The sequence below is a fragment of the Bradyrhizobium sp. Ash2021 genome (assembly GCF_031202265.1).
GTDB lineage: Bacteria > Pseudomonadota > Alphaproteobacteria > Rhizobiales > Xanthobacteraceae > Bradyrhizobium.
In genome coordinates, this window is record NZ_CP100604.1 from 5,338,216 (window position 1) to 5,361,652 (window position 23,437).

The following is a 23,437-nucleotide window of genomic DNA, read 5'->3' on the forward strand; positions in this document are numbered from 1 at the left end:
CAAGGGGGCCCCTGCCGAAGCCGCATGGCTTCGCCCGGTCCCTGCCCGCCTTGTTCAGAACTGCGGAATCAGCTGCGCCCAGACCGCGATCATCCCGACGAACAGCGTGATCGACGCCAGCGCCGCCGCTTCTTCCATAAAGGTCTTCAACATCCCCGCCTCCCTGGACTAGAACATATGAAGAACAGTGTTCCCTTTTTGTTCTTCGGAGTCAAGGGACGGTCGTGGGTCCGTTTGAGAAACTGACCCTGAAATAAATCGCTTGGTTAACGGGACTCGCCTTTGGCGAGATCTGGCAGATGCTATCCACCTCCGCGCCACATGACGCAGACCAAGTGGCCATTGCCGATAGCGTACTGCCGCACGATGAATTGATCGACCTAGCGAGTTGGTTGGGGTCCCTCGGACGTTGGAGGTGAGTTGTCCGTATTTCCCAGCCACGCCTTGGAGTGCTCAGCAATCCACTTGCCCGCGTCATGTTCCGTAATAAAGCCCTTGATTACTTCGGTTTCGCCATCGGGCCATAGAATATCAATCCCCCAGCCAGTTCCGGGAATTTTCCGCGCCATAAAAGTTGGTCGCTGCTCGATCATCCGTCGAATATGCGCCCATGGCGGCCCGATTCAAGCCAGCCATCCTGCCACAATCAAACTGACCCACTACCCGAGGGGCGGTCGTTGGCCGGTTTTAGAAGCGACCTTTTTAGTTACCGGCCCGACGAGAATCGGTTTGCCCCTCCCCCGGGTCGCTGTGGCGGCGAGAGGGGGACAAGGGTTCTAGCTGCCGATCAAGGCAAGACGCGCGACGAGTTGCTTGGCTTCCCGTGGGCGTTTGGAAATCGGTCACTTCTTCTTGCCAAAAACCGGCGACTTCATCGGCTTGGCCTTCCAATCGAAGAAATCATAAAGGCCGGACCAGGCATGGACCTCGGCCTGGCAAATCCCGCATTTGAAACTGCCGGAATGCTTGTCCGAATGCTGCTCTCTTGTCGCGTCGTAATCCATCCCGCAACCGGAGCAGGTGAAATGTTCGGTGGTCCAAATGCCGCTTGCCATCCCGCAAATATGCCCCGCCGACCGTCCGTTTTCCAGTGCGGATATCCGTCACAATCAAATTGAGCCTGATCGCGAGTTAATTCCTGCGCGAAATCTTCGGTCGGACGCCGGTGCTCGACGTCACCAGCTGCAGGGCGTTTGGGCTGCCCCGTCACGTCTTCCGCGCCAGTTCCTGTCCCGGCTCGACCCAACCCGGCGGTGCGCCAACGAAAAAAGCCCCGGGCAATGCCCGGGGCTTTGATCTCATCGATGATCGCGAGATCAGTACTTCGCGATGATCGGGCCGCCGAACTTGTAGTTCACGCGGACGGTGACCAGATCGACGTCCTGACGGATGCGATCGGCACCGAAGAACGCGCCAGCCGGCGTGGTGAAGCTGTAGGTGCGATCCTGCATGAACAGGTGATCGTACTCGATCGCGGCCGACCAGTTCGGGGCGAAGCCGTATTCGAGGCCGACACCGACCACGCCACCCCAGCGGGTGTCGTCGCTGGTGGTGGCGGAGAGAGCGCCGCCAGTGGTGTTGATGCGGTAACGATCCGCGGTCACCGCAGCACCACCCTTGAGGTAGAACAGGACGTTGTTGGCGGCATAGCCGACCTGACCAGTGAACAGGCCGAACGCGTCGATCTTCGAGGTGTTGACGAAACCGGGGAACAGCAGGCTCGTGTTCGATCCCTTCAGGTCAGCCCAGTCACCCTGCGCTTCAACGCCGAACACCCAGGTGCCGGACTGCCAGCGATAACCGACCTGACCACCGGCGACGCCGCCGGTTGCGTCATGGCTGCCTTCACCGCCGACCAAAAACGGCGGCACGGAATCCCAGCTGTTGTGGCTCGAACCCCAACCACCGTTGGCGCCGACGTAGAAACCGCTCCAGTCGTACACAGCGGCGATCATCGCGGGCGCCTTGGTGTAAGGACGCGCAGCAAGATCAGCAGCCACTGCCGGCGCAGCCGCGCCGAGCGCGATCAGACTGGCCGTAACAAGCAAAACCTTCTTCATCTTTTTTATTCCGTTCCGATTTTTGTACAGCCCCCAAGGCCGTTGCCACCTCATAGCAGCGTTCGTTTGAAATGCTGTAACTTCACTGCAACAGCCGGCGCGAAACGACTTCGCTGAAAACGTAAGTTAATATTGCATAACAGGCACTTTTCGGAACTTTGTGATCGCGCTCGTCGCAAAAAACTCACATTTCAATCGCGCACCATCGTTCGCACGCGAGAATGTATTGACGAGAAGGCGCGCGTACGGCTTGGATCGGAATAATGGAAGTTCGATGATGCCGAAGAACAGCCGTCAGGTTGGGGAAATTCGGGCGTTGGGGAGATTTGAAAATGCGTAGAGTGATTCTAGCGTTGCTGGCAGCCGGCGGTCTCATAGCACTCGGCGCCATGCCCGCCGAAGCGGTCGGCACGCGATATCCGTTCTGCATCCAGGGCAACGACCATCCCGGCCTGAGCAATTGCACCTTCACGAGCTATGAGCAGTGTCAGGCCACAGCTTCCGGTCGCCGCCTGTGGTGCATCGCCAATCCCTATTATGTCGGCGACGGCGACGCGCCGCCCTATGCCGGCCGCGGTCGCCGCTTGCCGCCGGCCTATCCGGGCTACCCCAGATAGTGAACCGGGTACGGCGCATTGAGGATCGGCGAGAGCGAGGCCGACCATTTGCACGATCCCAAGCGTTCAGCGCGCGAACGTGATTTGACGCAGCCCTCGCATGGGTTGTCTGTTGACGGCTGACAATTCCCGTCAAAGTCGGACACGGAGGACGTCATGCGAACGGCATTACTGGCGCTGATAGTGGGCTGTGCCGCGTCTGCAACGGTTGCGATGCCGGCGGCATCGGCCCGCGATTACCCCTATTGCATCAGGGGTTGCGACTTCGGCTCGGGTCTCGGCGATTGCAGTTTCACAACCTACCAGCAGTGCCAGGCAAGTGCTGCGGGGCGGGTCGCAACCTGCGCGGAAAACCCCTATTTCAGCGCCAAGGCGGAAATGGTCGCCGACCGCAGCCGCATGTCCCGCAGGAGGTACTGATGCGCGCATCGGCTTTGGCGATTCTGGCGATCGCTACCGCAGCCGCTGGCCCGGCAGCGGCCCAAACCTATGCACCGGGCTATCCGGTCTGCCTGCACGTGTACGGACCGGCCACCTATTACGAATGCCGCTATACGTCGATGGAGCAGTGCGCCATAACTGCATCGGGCCGCTCGGCGCAATGCGTGCTCAACCCCTATGTCGCGAACGCGGAAGTCCCGGCGCGCTACCGGCGGCACCACGCTTACTGAGCGCCGGAGCAACGGTCCTGCAAGAATATTGAATCAGAACGGTGCTCTGGATTCTTGGTTTGACGCATTTTCAAAGCGCGAACCAGCAACCACTCCGGATCAAGTCGCGGCAGCTTTTCGCCTGGAAACGCTCTACGCCGGCTCGACGGCCTGGACATCGGCCAACGACACAAGCCGCACCAGGCGCGCGCTTCGGCACGGTAGCCACGCGCGCCGAAACCTCCTATTTCATTGCCAAGGCCGAAATGCCGGCCGATCGCGGTCGGATGCCCCGCAGGAGGTATTGATGCGCATTCTGACTTTGGCGATGTTGGCAGTTGGCGCGGTGTCGATCGCCCAACCGGCGCAGGCCCAAACCTACGACCCGAGCTATCCGGTTTGCATGCGGGTGTTTGGCGACCCGACCTATTTCGAATGCCGTTACTCGACCATCGCGCAATGCAAAGGCACGGCGGCCGGCCGTGGCGCGGAGTGCCTGCTTAATCCCTATTTTGCAAGTGCGGTGGATCCCGCGCGCCGGCGGCATCGCGCTTATTGATTCTCGTTTTGACGCGTATTCTTTATGCGAACCGGTATCCACCCCGGATCAAGTCCGGGGCAGGCTTTCGCTTGAAAACGCTTTATTCCAGCTCGACAACCTGGCCATCGACCAGCGACACCCGCCGGTCCATCCGGCCGGCGAGTTCCATATTGTGGGTCGCGATCAGCATCGCGACCCGCGTCGCCTTCACCAGCTGCATCAACGCATTGAATACGTGATCGGCGGTGTGCGGATCGAGATTTCCGGTCGGCTCGTCCGCCAAAAGCGCGCGCGGCGCATTGGCCACCGCGCGCGCGATCGCGACGCGCTGCTGTTCGCCGCCGGACAATTCGGCCGGCCGGTGGGTGATGCGATCGCTCAAGCCCAGATAGGACAGGATCTCAGTGGAGCGCTTGATGGTCTCGGCGCGCCTGAGGCCGCGGATCATCTGCGGCAGCATGACGTTTTCGAGCGCGGTGAATTCCGGCAGCAGCCGGTGCGACTGATAGACGAAGCCGATGTCGGTACGACGAATCAGCGTGCGTTCGGTATCCGACAATTGCGAGGTCGGTGTCCCCGCCACATAGACCTCGCCGTCGTCGGGGCCTTCGAGCAGGCCGGCGATATGCAGCAACGTCGATTTGCCAGAACCCGACGGCGCCACCAGCGCCACCGATTGCCCCGCCCACAGCGCCAGCTTGGCGCCGTTGAGAATGGTCAGCGTCGCCTCGCCTTGCCTGTACTGGCGTTTTATCTCGTGAAGATAAATAACCGGTACATCTTCTGCCCCCTCGGCCATCTCGTCCTCACTCGTACCGCAGCGCGTCGACAGGATCGAGGCGCGCGGCGCGCCAGGCTGGATACAGCGTCGCCAGGAACGACAGCGTCAGCGCCATGATCACGACCGCCGAGGTCTCGCCAAAATCGATCTCGGCCGGCAGGCGCGACAGAAAATACAGCGTGGGGTCGAACAAGGGCGTGTTGGTGGCCCAGGACAGAAACTGCCGGATCGATTCGATGTTCAAACAGATCAACATCCCGACCAGGAAGCCGACAAAGGTCCCTACCACGCCGATCGCGGCTCCCGTGATCAGGAAAATCCGCATGATCGAGCCCTGCGAGGCGCCCATGGTGCGCAGGATCGCGATGTCCTGGCCCTTGTCCTTCACCAGCATGATCAGGCCGGAGACGATGTTCAGTGCCGCGACCAGCACGATCATGGTCAGGATCAGGAACATCACGTTGCGCTCGACCTGGAGCGCATTGAAGAAGGTCGAGTTGCGCTGCCGCCAGTCGACCAGGAACACCGGTCGCCCGGCGGCCTCCGTCACCGTCTTGCGGTAGGTGTCGATCTTGTCGGGATCGGCGGTGAACACCTCGATCGCGGTGACGTCGTCCTTGCGGTTGAAATAGGCCTGCGACTCCGCCAGCGGCATGAACACGAAGCCGGCATCGTATTCCGACATGCCGATCTCGAACACGGCCGTGATCTTGTAGGGCTTGATACGGGGCGTCGTGCCCATCGGCGTGACCGCGCCGCGCGGCGCGACCAGCGTGATGCTGTCGCCGGCATGCAGCGACAATTGATCGGCGAGCCGGCGGCCGATCGCGACGCCCTGCCCCTCGTCGAATCCCTCGAGCGTGCCCTGTTTGATGTTCGAGGCGATCGAGGTGAGATTGTTGAGATCGTCGGCGCGCATGCCGCGGACCAGCACGCCGGATGCATTGAAGGCCGAGGACGCCAGCGCCTGGCCATCCACCACGGGCGCGGCAAGCCGGATACCGGAGACCTGGCTGATCCGCTCGGCGACGTCCTTCCAGTCGGTCAGCGGCGATTCCAGCGGCTGCACCAGCAAATGCCCGTTGAGGCCGAGGATCTTGTCCAGCAGCTCCTTGCGGAAGCCGTTCATGACGGCCATCACGATGATCAGCGTGGCGACGCCGAGCATGATGCCGAGAAAGGAAAAGCCGGCGATGACGGAAATGAAACCTTCCTTGCGACGTGCCCGCAAATAGCGTCCGGACAGCAGCCACTCGAATGGCGCAAAAGGCGGGGTTCGGACTGTCTCGTTCATGGTTTCATCCATCTTTCGATAATCCCATGATTCGGGCCAAATGTGGCCGGAATGCCTGACTTCAACGCGTCCGGTGGATAATCTTTATCCTGCTATCCGCGCGACCACTTCGGCCGGGCTGAGATTCTCGCGCGATCCGTCGCTGCGCCGCTTGATCTCGAGCTTGCCCTCGGCGAGGCCCTTGGGGCCGACCAGGATCTGCCAGGGGATACCGATCAGGTCGGCGGCCGCGAATTTCGCGCCGGCGCGCTGGTCGGTGTCGTCATAGAGCACATCGACGCCCTTGGCCTGCAATTCTCCATACAGCTTTTCGCAAGCTGCATCGACGGCCGCGTCGCCCTGCTTCAGGTTCAGGATCACTGCCTTGAACGGTGCGACCGCCTCCGGCCATTTGATGCCGGCATCGTCATGGCAAGCCTCGATGATCGCGCCGACCAGGCGCGACACGCCGACGCCGTAGGAGCCGCCATGGATCGGCACGTCGGCGCCGTCGGGGCCGGCCACCAGCGCCTTCATGGCGTCCGAATATTTGGTGCCGAAATAGAAGATCTGGCCGACCTCGATGCCGCGGGTATGCACCTTCTTGTCGGCGGGCACTTCGCGTTCGAAGCGCGCGGCATCATGGACGTCTTCGGTCGCGGCATAGACCGAGGTCCATTGCTTGATGATGCCGGTGAGATCGCCGTCGTAATCGACATCGTCGCCGGGGATCGGCAGATTGAGCACGTCGCTGTCGCAATAGACGCCGGACTCGCCGGTTTCGGCGAGCACGATGAATTCGTGGCTGAGATCGCCGCCGATGGGGCCGGTTTCCGCGCGCATCGGGATCGCCTTCAGCCCCATCCGCGCAAAGGTGCGCAGATAAGCGACGAACATCCTGTTGTAGGAACGGCGTGCCGCCGCCTCGTCGATGTCGAAGGAATAGGCGTCCTTCATCAGGAATTCGCGGCCGCGCATCACGCCGAAGCGCGGACGCTGCTCGTCGCGGAACTTCCACTGGATGTGGTAGAGATTGAGCGGCAGACTCTTGTAGGATTTGACGTAGGCGCGAAAAATCTCGGTGATCATTTCCTCATTGGTCGGCCCGTACAGCAATTCGCGCTTGTGGCGATCGCTGATGCGCAGCATCTCCGGCCCGTAGGCGTCGTAGCGGCCGCTTTCGCGCCAGAGATCAGCGAGCTGCAGCGTCGGCATCAACAGTTCCAGGGCGCCGGCGCGGTCCTGTTCCTCGCGGACGATCTGCTCGATCTTCTTCAGCACCCGAAAACCCAGCGGCAGCCAGGCATAGATGCCAGCCGCCTCCTGCCGCATCATGCCCGCGCGCAGCATCAGCCGATGCGAGACGATCTCCGCCTCTTTCGGATTCTCTTTCAGGATCGGCAGGAAAAAACGCGACAATCGCATGGGTCAAACTCAAGGGAATCAGCGGGGACACGAGAGGGGTGCAGTGAAACCGGATCGGGTACGAAAACACAAGGCCGGGGAGTGTGAAAAAGCCGCAAGAAATGCGGATTTCCGGCCATTTCGGCCCAAAGATTGTGACGAGCAAAATCCATCCGGGGGACGCGATCCCGTGCCGGAATCCGCGCCTTGATGGCGCATACGTTCATTTGATCAGGATCGGCGATTCCACGCTGAACGTGTCGCTATCGGCGATCGAAATGCCAAGGCCGAGCATCCATCGCCCGGCCGCCAGATTGGGAATTCTCACGTGCCAGCTGTCGTCGAAGCTATGTTCGGCCTGGACCGCCTGCAGCCGCTTTCCGGCTTTCGCATCGGAAAGCGTCACCGACACGGCCTTGGCCGTCAGCGGCTTCTCTTCCATCGTCTCAAGCTGGATCGTGATGTCCACCGGCCCGGCGCGTCCCGGCGAAACCGTGACATTGGCCATCGCCTTCTCTGTGTGAATATGCGTGAAGAAATTATCGTCATCGCCCGCGGCAGCCGACGGTCCTGCCGTCAAGCACCACAGCCAACCAAGGCAGAAGATGCCTAACGCGAGCCGCGACAATAGCGGACCAAGAGACCGCCGGTGCGCCATCGCCATCGTCATCGCATCTTCATGCCGGGATGATCCGGCATATTCTTCATCTCCATGTGACCGCCTGCCCCATCGGCGCCCGCGGGCGCCGGCGCGCGCCGACGCCCTGCACATCGAGCGACAGCGTCACCTTGCCGGCTTTTTCAAATTCAAGCGTAATCGGTACCTTGTCGCCTTGTTTGAGCTGCCCCTTCAGGTCGAACATCATCAGATGATAGCCGCCCGGCGCAAGCTTGACGGTCTTGCCCGGCTCGATCGTCAGGCCGTTGTCGAGTGGACGCATCGTCATCACGCCGTCATTCACGGCCATCTCGTGGACCTCGACCTTGCCGGCGATGTCCCCTGCGCCACCGATGAGGCGATCGGGTGCGGAGCCCTTGTTTTCGATAGTGAGGTAGCCGCCGGCGACTTTCGCCCCGTTCGGTGTCGCGCGGCTCCAGGCTTGCGAGATGACGAGATCGCCGGCCTTGATTTCTTCGGCGCGCACCGACGCTGTGAAAAATACCAACAGCAGGGCCGCGCCTGCGATGGCGCTTGCGGTTGACATCAACGCTGGCCATTTGATTTGCATTTCGTGGTCCTTATCGTTTTCAGCGAGACAGTTATTGCATCGGGACGTCAGACGCAAAGGCGTGGATGGCGGGATGCAAGGTACCCAGCATCCCGACGATGGCAAAAATTATCAGCGCCAACCCGAACTCGATTATGCTGTTACGCGCCAGCTGGCGACGCGCATCGGGCTGCGGCGCGCTTGACGGCAACGCGAGCCGCGGCGTCAACCAAAATCGATTTGCCGCGGCAAACAACAGCATGACGATGAACAGCGCGATTTTCAGCATCAGGAGTTGCCCGTAGCCAGTCCCGATCAGCGCGTGCCAGGAGCCGACCAAAATCCATGTGTTGACGATGCCGGTGACAAGAATCACCGCGACCGCGGCGATGCCCATCGTCGAGAAGCGCGTCGTCGCCTGCCATGCAAATGATGCGCCCGCAGAACTCCGGTCACGCCGGCTTGCCGACAACAGCAGCACCAGCGATACGAGGCCTCCAGTCCAGATCGCTGCGGCAACGAGATGCAGCGTGTCGGCGACCAGATGCAGGATTCCCATCTCACCCGGCGTCGATCCGGCATGCCCGGTCCAGGCGATGGCCGCAATCAGGCCGAGCGAGATTGCGAGCGCGAGCCAGCGGGCCGGCGGAAACCGGTCATATCCGAGACAGCCCGCCAAAATGACCGCCAGCGCGAAGCGGATTTCGAAGACCCGTCCGAATTGCGTCTGGTTCACCACGGTCGACAGCACCTCCGAGGTCATGGCCTCCGGCAGCGCAAGACCGCTCATGGAGACGGCCTCCAGCAGCAGCCAGACCACGCCTGACACCACGGACAGCGCGAGACAAATCGAGGCCAGGCGAAGCGTCTGCGCCCGGACAATTTTGCTGGTCGGCGTTGACGGACCAAAGGCGGCATCCACCACCACGACGCGGAAAATCAGGATTCCCGTCGTCATCGCAGTGGCGGCAAAATGCAGTGCGCGAATGACAACCAGCGGACCGTCGATATCCGCACCTAACCAGTCCATCGGTTTGCCCGCGGCCTTACTTGCCGACCTGGAAGGTGAAATTGCCGTCAGTCGTATGCGTGTCCACGGAAAGCACGTGCCAGGTGACATGATACGTTCCGACGCCCCCGGAGCGTAACGATATCGACATCTGATTGCCGCTGACGCGGGTTTTGCCGGTATCGACCCGCTCGCCGGCGGCGTTGGTCACGGTGATGGTGCTGAACGCTGGCTCCAGTTTTTGGGTAAACCACAGCGTGACCTGATGTGGTGCCGCCGCGACGGTGTTGCCGACGCGCGGTTCGGCGTGATCGAGAAAAGCGTGCGCGGCGGCTTCGCCGGTCGCGAGCAACAGCAGCAGCGGGATGATGGCGGCAAGAGATGAGCGGCGCATGGTCAATTCCTTGGAAAGGGGCTTGCGGGCTGAACCGGCCCGCCGAAGATCGGCTTGCCGATGCCGCGCGGATCGATGTCATCGAGGTAGAGGTGCAATTGCGCGATCACCCCGACATTGGTGCCGCTTTGCCTGTTAATCGGGATCAGCGCCTCGACGCCGATCTGAAATGTATTTGTGACCCAGATAACCCCGGGATTGATGGTGCCGGTCGTCAGGGTCCCCGAGGTGAATGTATTCGAGACCGGCGTTTGGAGCGTCGCTTCAACAATCGGGATCATATGATTGACGAAATCGGGCAAGCCGAGATCGACCACGGCGGACTTCAAATAGGGCATGCTGTATTGGATCGTCGCACCCCAATTCAGAACTCGGGGATTGAATTGGGTGTCAACAGTCGGATTGCCGGTGTCCGGATCGATGCCAAACGTAGTGGTCGAGTTTCTGGCAGGGATCGAATAGCCGACTTGGCCGGTGATCGCGACCGGTCTGATCCAGGACAGCGTGTCCGGAAGATCGCCGAGCCCTTTGCCGAAATAGAGATTCGGCGTGTAATGATGGAACGGCTCCGCGCCAACGCTTTCGGCACCCGTCCCGCCCCACTCGATGCTCAGACCGACCGACATCACGAACTCATGTTCCGGGTTCTTGTAAACGCGGTATTTGAAGGTGGTATCGAGGTTCTGAAAACCGTTGGCTCCGGCTGCCGTTGGGTCGATCGGGCCAAGAAAGGTGTAGGTCGAGCCAAACGATATCGCGAAATCCTCGGTGATCCGTTTGGAAAACTCGCTGGATATGTCGCGCTGCCGCACTGGCGGAACGTCGCCGGTCTTGAAGCTGTCGACGGTGGGAAGCGACAGCTCGTCGTTCACGCCGGGATCGTCAATGCCGATCGTTGCTGGAAAGAAGCGATTACCTACGATTTCGTGGGCGATGCCTCCATTTAGGGGAACGAGCGCGATGGCAAGCCCTGGCAGGCCCGCGCGCCAAACACGGATAGACATGGAATTCTCCGCAAATGTTGAGTCGTGAACGCATTCGAACGGCCAAAGGCCGCCAAGATCACGTCAACTGCGGTGGGGCGCGGGCTTGCTCGTGAGACCCCGCGCGTGAACCAAAAAGGTCAGGTGTGAACGCGACCCAGACCACGCGCCCGGCCTGGCGATCCACCGAGATCGCGGCCGCAACCTGCGGCGCATCGACGGGCGCGCCGGTGGCGAGCACGCTGCAAACCGAGCAACATCCGTCATGGGCGCGATGGCCGCCCGTTTGATCGGTCTGTCCTGACGCCTGTGGCGCATTGCCATGGCAGATCACGGCAGCGGCCAACGGGTCTGAGGCGGCGATGCTGGCAGCCCAGGTCGCGCCGATCGGTGCAAAAATCTGCACGATCAGAGCCATCAGGACTATGGGAAGAAATTTCTTCAGCCGCCGGCGCATCATAAAACCCATCCGTTGTCCAACTAATCACCAAGAGAGTCCGGAGTCGAGATTGCGTTCCCGGTTATGTTGCGGGTCGCCATGAAATTCCGCCACGCGGACGGTGTTGGCCGGCACGCCCGCCGCGCCGGTGGAGCCCGCCCTATCCTCTTATCCGACCGGCGGTTTTGGCGGCCGACATGCAACCGGCAGTGGTGAGTTCCCAATCATTTCGCAATTTGCTCGAATTTTGAACATTCGTTGCTGAAAATGGTGACAAGACGAAAAAGATGGTCTACCAGTGCTGCCTCAGGCCAGCCGCAAGGCTCAGGTCTGGTGGTCCAAGTCTCGGGAGGAGCCCGGCGCGCACAAGCAGCGTCACCCCATCAATCAAGATCAAATCCGAATTTTGGGGAAAACAGGGTCGACACAATTTTTGAGCAGGGCTTCCGCCCTGCTCTTTTTTTCGAGATCATCCCGAGAGATGATGATGCCGTCAGAAAATCCGATTCCGCGCAGTTTTGAACTTGCCGCGGCGCGCTGCGAGGATCTGACGCCTTTGGTCTATCGCCGGCTGTTCGAAAAGCACCCCGAGGCCGAGGGCATGTTTCGCAGCGAAGGCAGCGCGCCCGTCAAGGGCTCGATGCTGGCGCTGACGATCGAGGCGATGTTGGATTTCGCAGGCGAACGCAGCGGCCATTTTCGCCTGATCGAATGCGAGGTGTCGTCGCACGACGCCTATGGCACGCCGCGCGAACTGTTCGTCGCGTTCTTCGGCGTGATCGCCGATACGCTGCGCGAGGTTCTCGGAACAGAGTGGTCGCCGGAGCTTGATGTGGCGTGGCGAAAGCTGCTCGACGAGATCGAAGATATCGTCAAGCGGAGCGAAGCCTAAAAGGATTCCCGCTCCAGGAAGTTCGATCCGATATCGGCCTTCTTCTTGACTGGATCGTAGTCGCAATAGACGCTGTCGGCGACCAGCGTGTAGCTTGCGATGATGGTGTCCTTGCTTGGCTTGACCGAGTTCAAGCCGATCACCGCGGTTTGCTTGCCGCCATTCCATTTGAACGGCGTCGAACTCGGCGCCTTTTCGCAGGCCGCCACCGCGTCGGCAAACACCGCGCCTTCGACGAAGGCCTTTACCGTTCGCAGCTGCGTCAGGGTCTTCCAGTTCGCGTAGAACGCCCCCGCGAGGCCTGCGATGACCAGGACCAAAAGGGCGATGACGATCCTCTGAAAATTCATTGCCTGCTTCCCCCTCAAATCAACGCTCTAAAACGGCATCCCCATCAGCTTCGAGAGCCGCTCGATATTCAGATAGCCCTGATAATACGCCCACATCGCGATGGCATAAATCACCGCCGAGATGATCGTGGTCCAGATCAGCTTTGAGCCCATGCGGGTCAGGACCGGCGCGCCGGGATCGGTGCCGGGGGCGCCCTCGCCGTCCTCGTGCTGGCTGCGCACGCCGAACGGCAGCGTCAGGAACAGCACGATCCACCACATCACGAAGTAGATCGCAAACGCGGTGGAGATTGCATAAGCCATCTTGCGTCAGGCCTGTTCGATTTCGACGAGCGCGCCGGAAAAATCCTTCGGATGGAAGAACAACACCGGCTTGCCGTGGGCGCCGATCCTGGGCACGCCGTCGCCGAGCACGCGCGCGCCCTCCTTGATCAGGGTGTCGCGCGCGGCGATGATGTCGGGCACATCATAGCAGATGTGGTGGATGCCGCCGTCGGCATTGCGCTCGACGAATTTGGCGATCGGGGAAGCGTCGCCGAGCGGCTGGATGAATTCGATCTTGGTGTTGGGCAGGGTTACGAAAACCGTGATCACGCCGTGCTCCGGCAGCGGCACCGCTCCCGAGATTTCAGCACCGAACGCGCCGCCATAGATTTTGGCGGCCTTTTCCGCATCCTTGACCGCGATCGCGACATGATTGAGCCGGCCGAGCATGAAACTATCTCCCTTATATCTTGCGCGTGTTCTTGCCGCAAAACCGGCGGCCACTTTTGCGGAACACGCGCTAAACCGTCAGAACATGTACGACGCACAGCGGCTTCTTGCCCCAGTGCTCGTTGATGGTGGCACGGACCGCACGGCGCACCGATTCCGCCATCGCATCGGGATCGCGCCGCCGCGCCCGCGGCAGGCCCTCGACCGTCGAGACCACGGCGTCGAACACGATCTCGTCGATGACCTCGCCGGCGGCATTCTTCTCGGGGATGCCGACGAGATCAACCTCGGGATCGTCAACCAGTTCGCCCTTTTCGGTGATGGCGATGGCGACAAAGGCACAGCCGGCAAAGGCCAGCTTGCGCCGCTCCACCACCGCCCGCGACTTGGAGTCCTCCAGGATGGAGCCGTCCTTGTAGAGCCGCCCCGAAGGCAGTTCGTCGATGATGCCGGGATCGCCCGGTCCGAGCTTGACCAGATCGCCGTTGCGGCAAATCAGGACTTTTGGCACACCGGCCGCGCGCGCCAGCTTGGCGTGTTCCGACAGATGCAGCGCCTCGCCATGCACGGGAATCAGAAGCTGCGGCCGCACCCACGAAATCATGTCGCGCAGCTCGTCGCGGCGCGGATGGCCGGAGACGTGGACGAGATCGGTGCGGTCGGTGATGACCTCGATGCCCTGGCTGACCAGACCATTGATGATGGCGCCGACCGCCTTCTCGTTGCCGGGGATGGTGCGCGAGGAAAAGATCACGCTGTCGCCCCTGTTCAGCGTCACCTGCGGATGGTCGTCATTGGCGATCCGCGCCAGCGCCGCGCGCGGCTCGCCCTGGCTTCCCGTACAGAGCGCCAGCACCTTGTCGGGCGGAAAATGGCCGTAGAGGTCGGCCCCGCGAAAATTCTGCACGCCATCGAGATGGCCGGTCTCGCGGGCGACCTGCACCACGCGCTCCATGGCGCGGCCGACCACGACCACTTCACGATCGGCGGCTTTCGCGGCATCCGCCACCGCTTTCAGGCGAGCGACGTTGGAAGCAAAGGTGGTGACGGCGACCCGGCCCTTGGCGGCCTTCACCAGCTTCGTGATGGTGGCGGCGACCTCAGTCTCCGAGGGCGAGCGCCCATCCCGTACCGCGTTGGTGGAATCGCCGATCAGCGCCAGTACCCCGGCGTCGCCGAGCTCGCGCAGGCGCCGCTCGTCGGTAGGCAAGCCGATGATCGGCGTCGGATCGATCTTCCAGTCGCCGGTGTGCAGCACGGTGCCCGCAGAGGTGTGGATCGCCAGCGCATGCGATTCCGGAATCGAATGCGCGACCGGAATGAATTCGACATTGAACGGGCCGAGGTCGATGCGGCCGCCCGACGGCACCACGGTGACGGGAATCTTGGGCGCGTTGCGCTCGGCGGCACATTTGGCCTCGAACAGCGCGGCGCTGAACTTGGTCGCGTAAATCTTGCATTGCAGCTTCGGCCAGAGGTCTATAATGGCGCCGAAATGGTCTTCATGGGCGTGCGTCAGCACCAGGCCGACCAGATTCTTGCGCTCTTTTTCCAGGAAGCGGATGTCGGGCATGATCAAGTCGATGCCCGGCAGATGCTCCTCGTCGCCGAAGGAGACGCCGAGATCGACCGCGAGCCAGGCGCGCTGATGCCGGTTGCCGAGGCCATAGATCGACAGGTTCATGCCGATCTCGCCGACGCCGCCGAGCGGCGCAAAGGTCAATTCATCCGGCCGCGCCATCAGGCTGCTCCCACGGAGGCTGCTGAGCCAAAATATACCTCGCCTGCGGCGATCGGCATGCGCTTGCCTTCCTGTGTCCGGACGATCAGGCATCCGGTTTCATCGATGGTGTCGAAGGTGCCTTCGATCGTCTGGCCGCCGGTCTGGATCGCGACCCGCTCGCCAAGCCCCGCGGCGCGCGCCAGCCACAGGGTGCGGATTTCCGCAAAGCCGCGGCCATTGTCCCAGATGCCGCGGAATTCAACCCAGGCGTCCGACAGCGCTGAAAACAGCTCTTCGGCGCCGATATGGACGCCGAGCGCCGCCAGCGAGGTCGCTGGCGTCGGCGTGCCCTCGGGGGCGGCGATGACATTGGTGCCGATCCCGACCACGACCGCCAGGCGATCGCCCGCGACAGCTTCGGCCTCGAGCAGGATGCCGGACAGCTTTTGCCGTCCCGCCAGCACATCGTTCGGCCATTTCAGCGAGAATTTAAGCTGGTCCGATCCGCCCATCCGTAGCGCGGCCTCGATGCTGACCTTCTGCAGCGCGGTCTCCAGCGCCAGCCCGGCGGCAAAGCCGAGGGTCGCCGCGACCGCGGGCGATACGTCCACCACCTCGAGGATGCTGCTGGCGAGATTGCCGCGCGGCGCGATCCAGGCCCGCTGCCGCCGGCCGCGTCCCGCGGTCTGCTCGGAAGTGACGAACCACATCGGGCCCCGCTCGCCTTCGCGCGCGCGCGACATCGCTTCCGCGTTGGTCGAACCGATCTGGTCGAAGGCGGCTAAATGGTAACCCGCCGATTGGGCTCGAGAACCGAGCGAAAAGGCCATCTAAAAAAGCGATTTGGCTGCGGCCGTCGCCACGCTGACAAGCGGCCCCGGATAGGCGAAGAAGAAGATGTTGAAGAGACCCGCAACCGCCAGCACCGTGCGCAGCTCGATGCGCATCGGATCGAGTGCGGGCAGCGGCTCCTCGAAATACATCACCTTGATGATGCTGAGATAGTAATAGGCGCCAACCACGGAGGTCAGGACGCCGATGACGGCGAGCGTGAACAGGCCCGCCTTGATCGCGGCGACGAAGACGTACCATTTGGCGAAGAAGCCGGCGAGCGGCGGCACGCCGGCGAGCGAAAACAGCAGCATCGCAAAGAAGAAGGCTAGCAGCGGATTGGTGCGCGAGAGGCCTGCGAAATCGCTGATCTGCTCGACCGCCTGGCCGTTGCGCTTCATGGTCAGGATGACCGCGAACGTGCCGAGCGTCATCGCGACATAGATCGCGATATAGACCAGCACGCCCTGCGCGCCCTCGACGGTGCCGGAGGCGAGCCCGACCAGCGCAAAACCCATATGGCCGATCGAGGAATAGGCCATCAGGCGCTTGATGTTCGTCTGCCCGATCGCCGCGAACGATCCCAGCGCCATCGAGGCGATGGCCACGAACACGATGATCTGCTGCCACTGCGGAACGATGCCGGGGAATGCCGTCAGCGTGACGCGGGTGAACACCGCAAGGGCCGCGACCTTTGGCGCGGAAGCAAAGAACGCGGTGACCGGTGTGGGCGCGCCCTCATAGACGTCGGGCGTCCACATGTGGAACGGCACCGCCGAGACCTTGAAACAAAGCCCGGCCAGCAGAAACACGATGCCGAACACGATCCCGACGTCGCCGGTCTTCGCCACGGCCGCAATGCCGGCAAAACTGACGGTGCCGGTAAAGCCGTAGATCAGCGAAGCGCCGTACAGCAGCATGCCCGACGACAGCGCGCCGAGGACGAAATATTTCAGGCCGGCCTCGGTGGACTTGGCGTTGTCGCGGTTGCTGGCGGCGACCACGTAGAGCGCAAGGCTCATCAGCTCCAGGCCGAGATAGAGCATGATCAGGTCGCCGGCCGAGATCAGCACCATCATGCCGAGCGTCGAGAGCACGACCAGGATCGAATATTCGAAGAGGCGCCGCGACGGATCGGACAGGAATTCTGCGGAGAGGATCAGCGTCGCCGCCGAGCCGATCAGCGCCAGGACCTTCAGGAAGCGGGCGAAATCGTCGACGATGAAACTGCCGCTGAAGGTCGTGAGCTTGCCGGCCGGCAACAGCAATTCCAATGCGCCGGTCGCGACCAAGAGGCATACCGCCAGCGTGGTGACGAGCCTTGTCGTCCCCTGCCCGCGATAGGCACCGATCATCAACAGCGCCATGGCGCCGACCGCGAGCACGAGCTCGGGCAGCACCGGCTGCAACTGATAACCTGCACTCGAAAAGCTCATGGCGACGCCTTATTGCACGACCAGCGCGGCTGCCTTCACGGCAGTCACGGCGGTGTTGTAATTGTTTACCAGTTGCTGAACCGAGGCCGCCGACATGTCGAGCACCGGCTTCGGATAGACGCCGAACAGGATGGTGAGCGCCACCAGCGGGAACAGCGTCAGGCTTTCGCGGAATGTCAGATCCTTGATGCTCGCCAGCGACGGTTTGGTCAGCGCTCCGAACACCACCTTGCGGTAGAGCCAGAGCGCATAGGCCGCCGACAGAATCACGCCTGTTGTGGCGAAGGTGGCGGTCGGGATCGAGACCTTGAAGGTGCCGATCAGCGTCATGAATTCGCCGACGAAGCCGGATGTGCCCGGCAATCCGACATTGGCCATGGTGAAGACCATGAACACCAGCGCGTAGAGCGGCATCCGGTTGACCAAGCCGCCATAGGCGGTGATCTCGCGGGTATGCATGCGGTCGTAGACGATGCCGACGCAAAGGAACAGCGCGCCCGAGACGATGCCGTGCGACACCATCTGGAACACGCCGCCGGCCACGCCCTGTGTGGTGCCGGCGAAGATGCCCATGGTGACGAATCCCATATGGGCGACCGACGAATAGGCGATCAGCTTCTTGATGTCTTCCTGCATCAAGGCCACCAGCGAGGTGTAGATGATGGCAATCACCGACAGCGAGAAGATCAGCGGCGCGAAGTCGTGCGAGGCCAGCGGGAACATCGGCAGCGAGAAGCGCAGGAAGCCGTAGCCGCCCATCTTCAGCAGGATCGCGGCCAGGATCACCGAGCCCGCGGTCGGTGCTTCCACGTGCGCGTCCGGCAGCCAGGTGTGCACCGGCCACATCGGCATCTTCACCGCAAAGGAGGCAAAGAACGCCAGCCAAGCCCAGGTCTGCAGGGAACGCGGCACCGCGGTGTGCATCAGCGTCGGAATGTCGGTGGTGCCGGCGTTCCAATACAGCGCCATAATCGCCAGCAGCATCAGGACCGAGCCGAGCAGCGTGTACAGGAAGAACTTGAAGGACGCATAGACCCGGCGCGGACCGCCCCACACCCCGATGATCAGGAACATCGGGATCAGGCCGCCCTCGAAGAACAGGTAGAACAGCATCAGGTCGAGCGCGGAGAAAGTGCCGACCATCAGCGTTTCCAGCAGCAGGAACGCCATCATGTATTCGCGCACCCGCATCGTGACCGATTTCCAGCTCGCGATGATACAGAACGGCATCAAGGCGGTGGTCAGGATCACGAACGGCAGCGAAATGCCGTCGACGCCCATGTGGTAGGTGATGCCGCTCGCCACCCACGACGCCTTCTCGACGAACTGGAAGTCCGGCTGCGCCGGATCGAAGCGCCAGACCAAAATCAGCGAGACCGCAAACGTGACCAGCGTGGTCCACAGCGCGATCCAGCGCGAGTTGCGCTTCGCTGCTTCATCTTCGCCGCGGCTGAGATAGATCACCAGCGCGCCGAGGACCGGCAGGAAGGTGACGACGGAAAGAATGGGCCAGGTTGTCATCACTGGCCTCCCAAGCCGAACATGAACCAGGTGATTAATCCGGCGACCCCGATCAGCATCGCAAAGGCGTAGTGATAGAGATAGCCGGTCTGGATCTTCACGACGTTGCGGGTGATGTCGAGCACCCGCGCCGATACGCCGTCGGGACCGAAGCCGTCGATGATGTAACCATCGCCCTTCTTCCACAGGAAGCGGCCGATCCGCTTGGCCGGACCCACGAAGATGAAGTCATACAGCTCGTCGAAATACCATTTGTTGAGCAGGAACTGGTAGAGCATCGGGTGCTGGCGAGCGAGCTCGACCGGCAAATACGGCCGGCTGATATAGAAGATGTAGGAGATCACCGCACCCAGCGCCATCATGACGGTTGGCAGCGGCACGAGCCAGCGCGGCATATTCTCCATGTCTTCCAGAATGTGCGGGTTCATCTTCACGGACTCGCGGAAGAATTCCTCGACGCCATGGCCGGCGAACAATTCCTTGAACGGGAGGCCAGCCAGGATCGACCCCGCCGCCAGGACGCCGATCGGGATCAGCATCCACAGCGGGCTCTCATGCGCCGCCTCGTAGTGCTCGGGATCGTGCGGCTCGCCGAAGAAGGTCTTGAAGATCAAACGCCACGAATAGAACGAGGTGAGGCCCGCCGCCCCGACCGTCAGCAGATAGGCATAGGTCGCGAACGGATTATGCGCCGCATAGGCGGATTCGATGATCGCATCCTTGGAGAAGTAGCCCGCAAACAACGGAAAGCCGGTCAGCGCCAGTGTGCCGATGCACATCACCGCGAAGGTGTAGGGAATCTTGCGCCACAGCCCACCCATATTGCGGATGTCCTGTTCGTGATGCATCGCGTAGATCACCGAGCCTGACCCTAAGAACAGCAGCGCCTTGAAGAAGGCGTGCGTGAACAGGTGGAACATGCCGACCGAATAGGCCCCTGCCCCCATCGCCACGAACATGTAACCGAGCTGCGAACAGGTCGAGTAGGCGACGATGCGCTTGATATCGTTCTGCACGAGGCCCACGGTCGCGGCAAAGAACGCGGTGGTGGCGCCGAAGAACATCACCACGGCCTGCGCATTGGGTGCGAGTTCAAACAGCGGCGACAACCGCGCCACCATGAACACGCCGGCGGTCACCATGGTCGCGGCGTGGATCAGCGCCGAGACCGGGGTTGGGCCTTCCATCGCGTCCGGCAACCAGGTGTGCAGCAGGAACTGGGCCGATTTGCCCATGGCGCCCATGAACAGCAACAGGCAGGTCAGCGTCAGCGCGTCGGCGTGCCAGCCGAAGAAATCGATGGTCTTGCCGGTCAGCCCCGGCGCGCCCGCAAAAATCGTCTCGAAATCGATGGAGCCGATCAGCATGAAGATCGTGAAAATGCCGAGCAGAAATCCGAAATCGCCGACGCGGTTGACCACGAAAGCCTTGATCGCCGCCGCATTCGCCGAGGGCTTCTGATACCAGAAGCCGATCAGCAGGTAGCTCATGAGGCCGACGCCTTCCCAGCCGAAAAACAGCTGCACCAGATTATCCGCAGTCACCAGCATCAGCATCGCGAAGGTGAACAGCGACAGATAACTGAAGAAGCGCGGCCGGTAGGGATCCTCGTCCATGTAGCCGATCGAATAGAGATGCACGAGCGACGAAATGGTATTGACCACCACCAGCATGACGGCGGTCAGCGTATCGACCCGCAGCGACCAGGCGACCTGCAAATCGCCTGAACTGATCCACGGGAACAGCGCGATTCGAGCGTCGTGGTGCATGAAGCCGACATCGACCAGCGTGACCCATGACAGACCCGCCGCCACCAGCAGCAGGCCCGTGGTGATCAGTTCGGCCGCGCGCGAGCCCGCCGCCGCCGGCTCGGCGACGTGGTGGTCGTCGTGGCCGTGATCGTCTTCGCCATGATCGTCATGGGCCGCCGACGCATGGGCGTCAGCGCCATGCGCGCCGTCGTGATGCTCGACCCTATCCCCGCCCGGATTGCGCGCATGCGCGCCGAAGATCGAGATCAGCGCCGCGAGAATGGCGCCGAGCAGCGGCAGGAAAACAATTGCCTGAACCATAGCGCTGCCTAGCCCTTCATCAGATTGACGTCTTCAACCGCGATCGAACCGCGGTTGCGGTAATACACCACCAGAACCGCCAGACCGATCGCCGCTTCAGCCGCGGCCACCGTCAGCACCAGCAGCGCGAAGACCTGACCAACGATGTCGCCGAGGAAGGTCGAGAACGCCACCAGATTGATGTTTACGGCGAGCAGGATCAGTTCGATCGACATCAGGATGACGATGATGTTCTTGCGGTTGAGGAAGATGCCGAGGATGCCGAGCGTGAACAGGATCGCGCCGACCGACAGATAGTGTCCGAGACCGATCGTCATTGCACCCACTCCGCCGCATCCGCGTCCTGCAGGCCCTGGCCCGAGGCCACCTTGCGCACGCTCATCGCCAGTTCGGGCGTCCGCGCGTTCTGCACGTTGATGTCCTGCCGCTTGACGTTCGCCTTGTGGCGCAGCGTCAGCACGATGGCGCCGATCATCGCGACCAGCAGCACCATGCCCGCGATCTGGAAGTAATGGATGTACTTCGTATAGAGCACGAGGCCGAGCGCCTCGGTGTTGCTGACATTGGTCGGGATCGCCGCCGTGATCGATTTGGCGGTGCCGGGATTGATCACCCAGCTGCCGCCGACCAGCAGCAATTCGGCAAGGAAGATCGCGGCGATCACGAGACCAATCGGCAGATATTCCAGAAAGCCCGAGCGCAGTTCGGTGAAATCGACATCCAGCATCATGATCACGAACAGGAACAGCGTCGCGACCGCGCCGACATAGACGATCACCAGGATCATCGCCAGGAACTCGGCGCCCATCAGGATGAACAGGCCGGAGGCGTTGACGAAGGCCAGGATCAAAAACAGCACGGAGTGCACGGGATTGCGCGACACAATCACCATCACGGCCGACGCCACACAGACGCCGGCAAACAGATAGAAGAACAGCGCGGGAAAGATCATGTCGTCCCCTTACCGGTACGGCGCGTCGAGTTCGATAGATTTCGCAAGCTCACGCTCCCAGCGGTCGCCGTTGGCGAGCAGTTTCGCCTTGTCATAGTAGAGTTCCTCGCGGGTCTCGGTCGCGAATTCGAAATTCGGTCCCTCGACGATAGCGTCGACCGGGCAGGCTTCCTGGCACAGGCCGCAATAGATGCATTTCACCATGTCGATGTCGTAGCGAACGGTGCGGCGGGTGCCGTCGTTGCGGCGCGGACCGGCCTCGATGGTAATCGCCTGGGCCGGGCAGATCGCCTCGCACAGCTTGCAGGCGATGCAGCGCTCTTCGCCGTTCGGATAGCGGCGCAGCGCGTGCTCGCCGCGGAAGCGCGGCGAGATCGGCCCCTTCTCGAAGGGATAGTTCAGCGTCGGCTTCGGCTTGAAGAAATAGCGCATGGCGAGGATGAACGCCGACACGAATTCGGACAGCAGCAGCGAGCGGGCGGTTGCGTTGATATTGACACTCATGGCGACCTCACTTCGGCGCGATGCCGGCGAATTGCAGCACGCCGGCCACAATCACCACCATCGCAAGCGACATCGGCAGGAACACCTTCCAGCCGAGCCGCATCAGTTGATCGTAGCGGTAGCGCGGCACGATCGCCTTCGCCATCGCAAACATGAAGAACATGAAGAACACCTTCAGCACGAACCAGATGATTCCGGGCACCCAGGTGAACGGGGGCAGCGCGACCGGCGGCAGCCAGCCGCCGAGGAACATGATCGTCGCGAGCGCGCACATCGTGGTGATCGCGACATATTCGCCGAGCATGAACAGCAAATACGGCGTCGAGCCGTATTCGGTCATGAAGCCCGCAACCAGTTCGGATTCGGCTTCGACGAGGTCGAACGGCGGCCGGTTGGTTTCCGCCAGCGCCGAGACGTAGAACACCACGAACATCGGGAACAGCGGCCACACATACCAGTTCAGGATGGTCAGCTGCGGCAGGCCGATCAGGCTGCCGAACCCATGCGTATTCTGCGCCTCGACCACGCTCGAAAGGTTGAGCGAGCCCGCGCACAAGAGCACCGTGATGATCACAAAACCGATCGAGACTTCGTAGGACACCATCTGCGCCGCGGAGCGAAGGGCGGCCAGGAACGGATATTTCGAGTTCGATGACCAGCCGGCCATGATGATGCCGTAGATCGACAGCGACGAGATCGCGAAGATGTAGAGCACGCCGACATTGATGTCAGCGATCACCCAGCCGAGACTCATCGGGATCACGGCCCAGGCCGCCAGCGCCAGCACACACGAGACCAGCGGCGCCAGCAGGAACACGCCCTTGTTGGAGCCGGAGGGAATGACGGGTTCCTTCAGCACGAACTTCAAGAGGTCGGCGAAGGATTGCAGCAGGCCCCAGGGACCGACGACGTTGGGGCCGCGACGGATTTGTACCGCCGCCCAGATCTTGCGGTCGGCGAGCAGGATGTAGGCGATCGCGATCAGGAGCAGCACGAGCAGCAGCAGGCTCTGCGCGACCATGATGATCAGCGGCCAGAGAAAGCCGGTCCAGAACGAGCTTGCGAAGAATTCAGCCATCAGGT

The 23,437-nt window shown here is 61.8% G+C and carries 27 protein-coding genes and 1 pseudogene; 5 read left to right on the plus strand and 23 right to left on the minus strand.

The window, feature by feature from the left end; translation table 11 throughout:
* Positions 1 to 842 precede the first annotated feature (842 nt).
* Positions 843 to 1,055, minus strand: a complete 213-nt coding sequence (locus NL528_RS25675) for a hypothetical protein (RefSeq protein WP_309177249.1) — start codon at positions 1,053 to 1,055, stop codon at positions 843 to 845.
* Between the two features lie 261 nt (positions 1,056 to 1,316).
* Positions 1,317 to 2,060 carry an outer membrane beta-barrel protein gene (locus tag NL528_RS25680; RefSeq protein WP_309177250.1) on the minus strand — a complete coding sequence of 248 codons (744 nt, stop codon included), beginning with the start codon at positions 2,058 to 2,060 and terminating at the stop codon, positions 1,317 to 1,319.
* 332 nt (positions 2,061 to 2,392) lie between these two features.
* On the opposite strand from NL528_RS25680, the gene NL528_RS25685 reads away from it, so the two are divergent.
* The 4 genes from NL528_RS25685 to NL528_RS25700 all read left to right on the plus strand — a co-directional run bounded on the left by NL528_RS25685 (position 2,393) and on the right by NL528_RS25700 (position 3,886).
* Positions 2,393 to 2,677: a DUF3551 domain-containing protein gene (locus NL528_RS25685; protein ID WP_309177251.1), complete on the plus strand. Its 285-nt coding sequence runs from the start codon at positions 2,393 to 2,395 to the stop codon at positions 2,675 to 2,677.
* 156 nt (positions 2,678 to 2,833) lie between these two features.
* Positions 2,834 to 3,097, plus strand: a complete 264-nt coding sequence (locus NL528_RS25690) for a DUF3551 domain-containing protein (protein ID WP_309177253.1) — start codon at positions 2,834 to 2,836, stop codon at positions 3,095 to 3,097.
* Positions 3,097 to 3,348, plus strand: coding sequence for a DUF3551 domain-containing protein (locus tag NL528_RS25695; RefSeq protein ID WP_309177256.1), 252 nt, complete (start codon positions 3,097 to 3,099; stop codon positions 3,346 to 3,348). The genes NL528_RS25690 and NL528_RS25695 overlap by 1 nt, the downstream gene beginning before the upstream one ends.
* 286 nt (positions 3,349 to 3,634) lie before the next feature.
* Entirely contained in the window at positions 3,635 to 3,886 is a 252-nt protein-coding gene (locus NL528_RS25700) for a DUF3551 domain-containing protein (protein WP_309177258.1), read from the plus strand.
* Positions 3,887 to 3,968: 82 nt separating this feature from the next.
* Here NL528_RS25700 and NL528_RS25705 read toward each other — a convergent pair whose 3' ends face one another.
* The 9 genes and pseudogenes from NL528_RS25705 to NL528_RS25745 form a co-directional block, all read right to left on the minus strand.
* Positions 3,969 to 4,667 (minus strand): ABC transporter ATP-binding protein, encoded by a 699-nt coding sequence (locus tag NL528_RS25705; protein ID WP_309177259.1) that lies wholly within the window; start codon positions 4,665 to 4,667, stop codon positions 3,969 to 3,971.
* Positions 4,668 to 4,674: 7 nt separating this feature from the next.
* Positions 4,675 to 5,955 (minus strand): lipoprotein-releasing ABC transporter permease subunit, encoded by a 1,281-nt coding sequence (locus tag NL528_RS25710; RefSeq protein ID WP_074276514.1) that lies wholly within the window; start codon positions 5,953 to 5,955, stop codon positions 4,675 to 4,677.
* Positions 5,956 to 6,027: 72 nt separating this feature from the next.
* Positions 6,028 to 7,347, minus strand: a complete 1,320-nt coding sequence (gene proS / locus NL528_RS25715) for a proline--tRNA ligase (RefSeq protein ID WP_309177261.1) — start codon at positions 7,345 to 7,347, stop codon at positions 6,028 to 6,030.
* 202 nt (positions 7,348 to 7,549) lie between these two features.
* Positions 7,550 to 7,996 (minus strand): hypothetical protein, encoded by a 447-nt coding sequence (locus tag NL528_RS25720; protein WP_309177262.1) that lies wholly within the window; start codon positions 7,994 to 7,996, stop codon positions 7,550 to 7,552.
* Positions 7,993 to 8,531 (minus strand): annotated as a pseudogene (locus NL528_RS25725) (copper chaperone PCu(A)C). The gene NL528_RS25720 and the pseudogene NL528_RS25725 overlap by 4 nt, the downstream one beginning before the upstream one ends.
* Before the next feature lie 55 nt (positions 8,532 to 8,586).
* On the minus strand, positions 8,587 to 9,564 hold the full coding sequence (gene copD, locus NL528_RS25730; protein ID WP_309177263.1) for a copper homeostasis membrane protein CopD: 978 nt from the start codon (positions 9,562 to 9,564) through the stop codon (positions 8,587 to 8,589).
* 16 nt (positions 9,565 to 9,580) lie between these two features.
* Positions 9,581 to 9,937 carry a copper resistance protein CopC gene (locus NL528_RS25735; RefSeq protein WP_309177265.1) on the minus strand — a complete coding sequence of 119 codons (357 nt, stop codon included), beginning with the start codon at positions 9,935 to 9,937 and terminating at the stop codon, positions 9,581 to 9,583.
* Positions 9,938 to 9,939: 2 nt separating this feature from the next.
* Positions 9,940 to 10,941, minus strand: coding sequence for a hypothetical protein (locus NL528_RS25740; protein WP_309177266.1), 1,002 nt, complete (start codon positions 10,939 to 10,941; stop codon positions 9,940 to 9,942).
* A 58-nt stretch (positions 10,942 to 10,999) separates the two neighbouring features.
* Positions 11,000 to 11,380 (minus strand): DUF2946 family protein, encoded by a 381-nt coding sequence (locus NL528_RS25745; protein ID WP_309177267.1) that lies wholly within the window; start codon positions 11,378 to 11,380, stop codon positions 11,000 to 11,002.
* A gap of 463 nt (positions 11,381 to 11,843) precedes the next feature.
* Here NL528_RS25745 and NL528_RS25750 point away from each other — a divergent pair, with 463 nt between their 5' ends.
* The gene (locus NL528_RS25750) at positions 11,844 to 12,251 is read left to right on the plus strand and encodes a globin (protein WP_309185029.1); all 408 of its coding nucleotides are present in this window, start codon (positions 11,844 to 11,846) and stop codon (positions 12,249 to 12,251) included.
* On the opposite strand, the gene NL528_RS25755 is transcribed toward NL528_RS25750, so the two are convergent.
* The 12 genes from NL528_RS25755 to nuoH form a co-directional block, all read right to left on the minus strand.
* Positions 12,248 to 12,601: a hypothetical protein gene (locus NL528_RS25755; protein ID WP_309177268.1), complete on the minus strand. Its 354-nt coding sequence runs from the start codon at positions 12,599 to 12,601 to the stop codon at positions 12,248 to 12,250. The two genes, NL528_RS25750 and NL528_RS25755, sit on opposite strands and share 4 nt — an antisense overlap.
* Before the next feature lie 27 nt (positions 12,602 to 12,628).
* A complete protein-coding gene (locus NL528_RS25760) occupies positions 12,629 to 12,904 on the minus strand; it encodes a DUF1467 family protein (RefSeq protein WP_309177269.1) in 276 nt (91 codons plus the stop codon).
* A gap of 6 nt (positions 12,905 to 12,910) precedes the next feature.
* Positions 12,911 to 13,315 (minus strand): methylmalonyl-CoA epimerase, encoded by a 405-nt coding sequence (mce, locus tag NL528_RS25765; RefSeq protein ID WP_309177270.1) that lies wholly within the window; start codon positions 13,313 to 13,315, stop codon positions 12,911 to 12,913.
* A 70-nt stretch (positions 13,316 to 13,385) separates the two neighbouring features.
* On the minus strand, positions 13,386 to 15,056 hold the full coding sequence (locus tag NL528_RS25770) for a ribonuclease J (protein WP_309177271.1): 1,671 nt from the start codon (positions 15,054 to 15,056) through the stop codon (positions 13,386 to 13,388).
* A complete protein-coding gene (locus NL528_RS25775; RefSeq protein ID WP_309177272.1) occupies positions 15,056 to 15,868 on the minus strand; it encodes a biotin--[acetyl-CoA-carboxylase] ligase in 813 nt (270 codons plus the stop codon). The genes NL528_RS25770 and NL528_RS25775 overlap by 1 nt, the downstream gene beginning before the upstream one ends.
* Positions 15,869 to 17,305, minus strand: coding sequence for an NADH-quinone oxidoreductase subunit NuoN (nuoN, locus tag NL528_RS25780; RefSeq protein ID WP_309177273.1), 1,437 nt, complete (start codon positions 17,303 to 17,305; stop codon positions 15,869 to 15,871).
* A 9-nt stretch (positions 17,306 to 17,314) separates the two neighbouring features.
* Positions 17,315 to 18,826: an NADH-quinone oxidoreductase subunit M gene (locus tag NL528_RS25785; protein ID WP_309177274.1), complete on the minus strand. Its 1,512-nt coding sequence runs from the start codon at positions 18,824 to 18,826 to the stop codon at positions 17,315 to 17,317.
* Positions 18,826 to 20,898: an NADH-quinone oxidoreductase subunit L gene (gene nuoL / locus NL528_RS25790; protein ID WP_309177275.1), complete on the minus strand. Its 2,073-nt coding sequence runs from the start codon at positions 20,896 to 20,898 to the stop codon at positions 18,826 to 18,828. The genes NL528_RS25785 and nuoL overlap by 1 nt, the downstream gene beginning before the upstream one ends.
* An 8-nt stretch (positions 20,899 to 20,906) precedes the next feature.
* Entirely contained in the window at positions 20,907 to 21,215 is a 309-nt protein-coding gene (gene nuoK, locus NL528_RS25795) for an NADH-quinone oxidoreductase subunit NuoK (protein WP_074276494.1), read from the minus strand.
* The gene (locus NL528_RS25800; protein ID WP_309177276.1) at positions 21,212 to 21,850 is read right to left on the minus strand and encodes an NADH-quinone oxidoreductase subunit J; all 639 of its coding nucleotides are present in this window, start codon (positions 21,848 to 21,850) and stop codon (positions 21,212 to 21,214) included. Before NL528_RS25800 ends, nuoK begins: the two co-directional genes overlap by 4 nt.
* A 9-nt stretch (positions 21,851 to 21,859) precedes the next feature.
* Positions 21,860 to 22,354: an NADH-quinone oxidoreductase subunit NuoI gene (gene nuoI / locus NL528_RS25805; protein ID WP_074276492.1), complete on the minus strand. Its 495-nt coding sequence runs from the start codon at positions 22,352 to 22,354 to the stop codon at positions 21,860 to 21,862.
* 7 nt (positions 22,355 to 22,361) lie between these two features.
* Positions 22,362 to 23,432 (minus strand): NADH-quinone oxidoreductase subunit NuoH, encoded by a 1,071-nt coding sequence (gene nuoH / locus NL528_RS25810; protein ID WP_309177277.1) that lies wholly within the window; start codon positions 23,430 to 23,432, stop codon positions 22,362 to 22,364.
* Positions 23,433 to 23,437 lie beyond the last annotated feature (5 nt).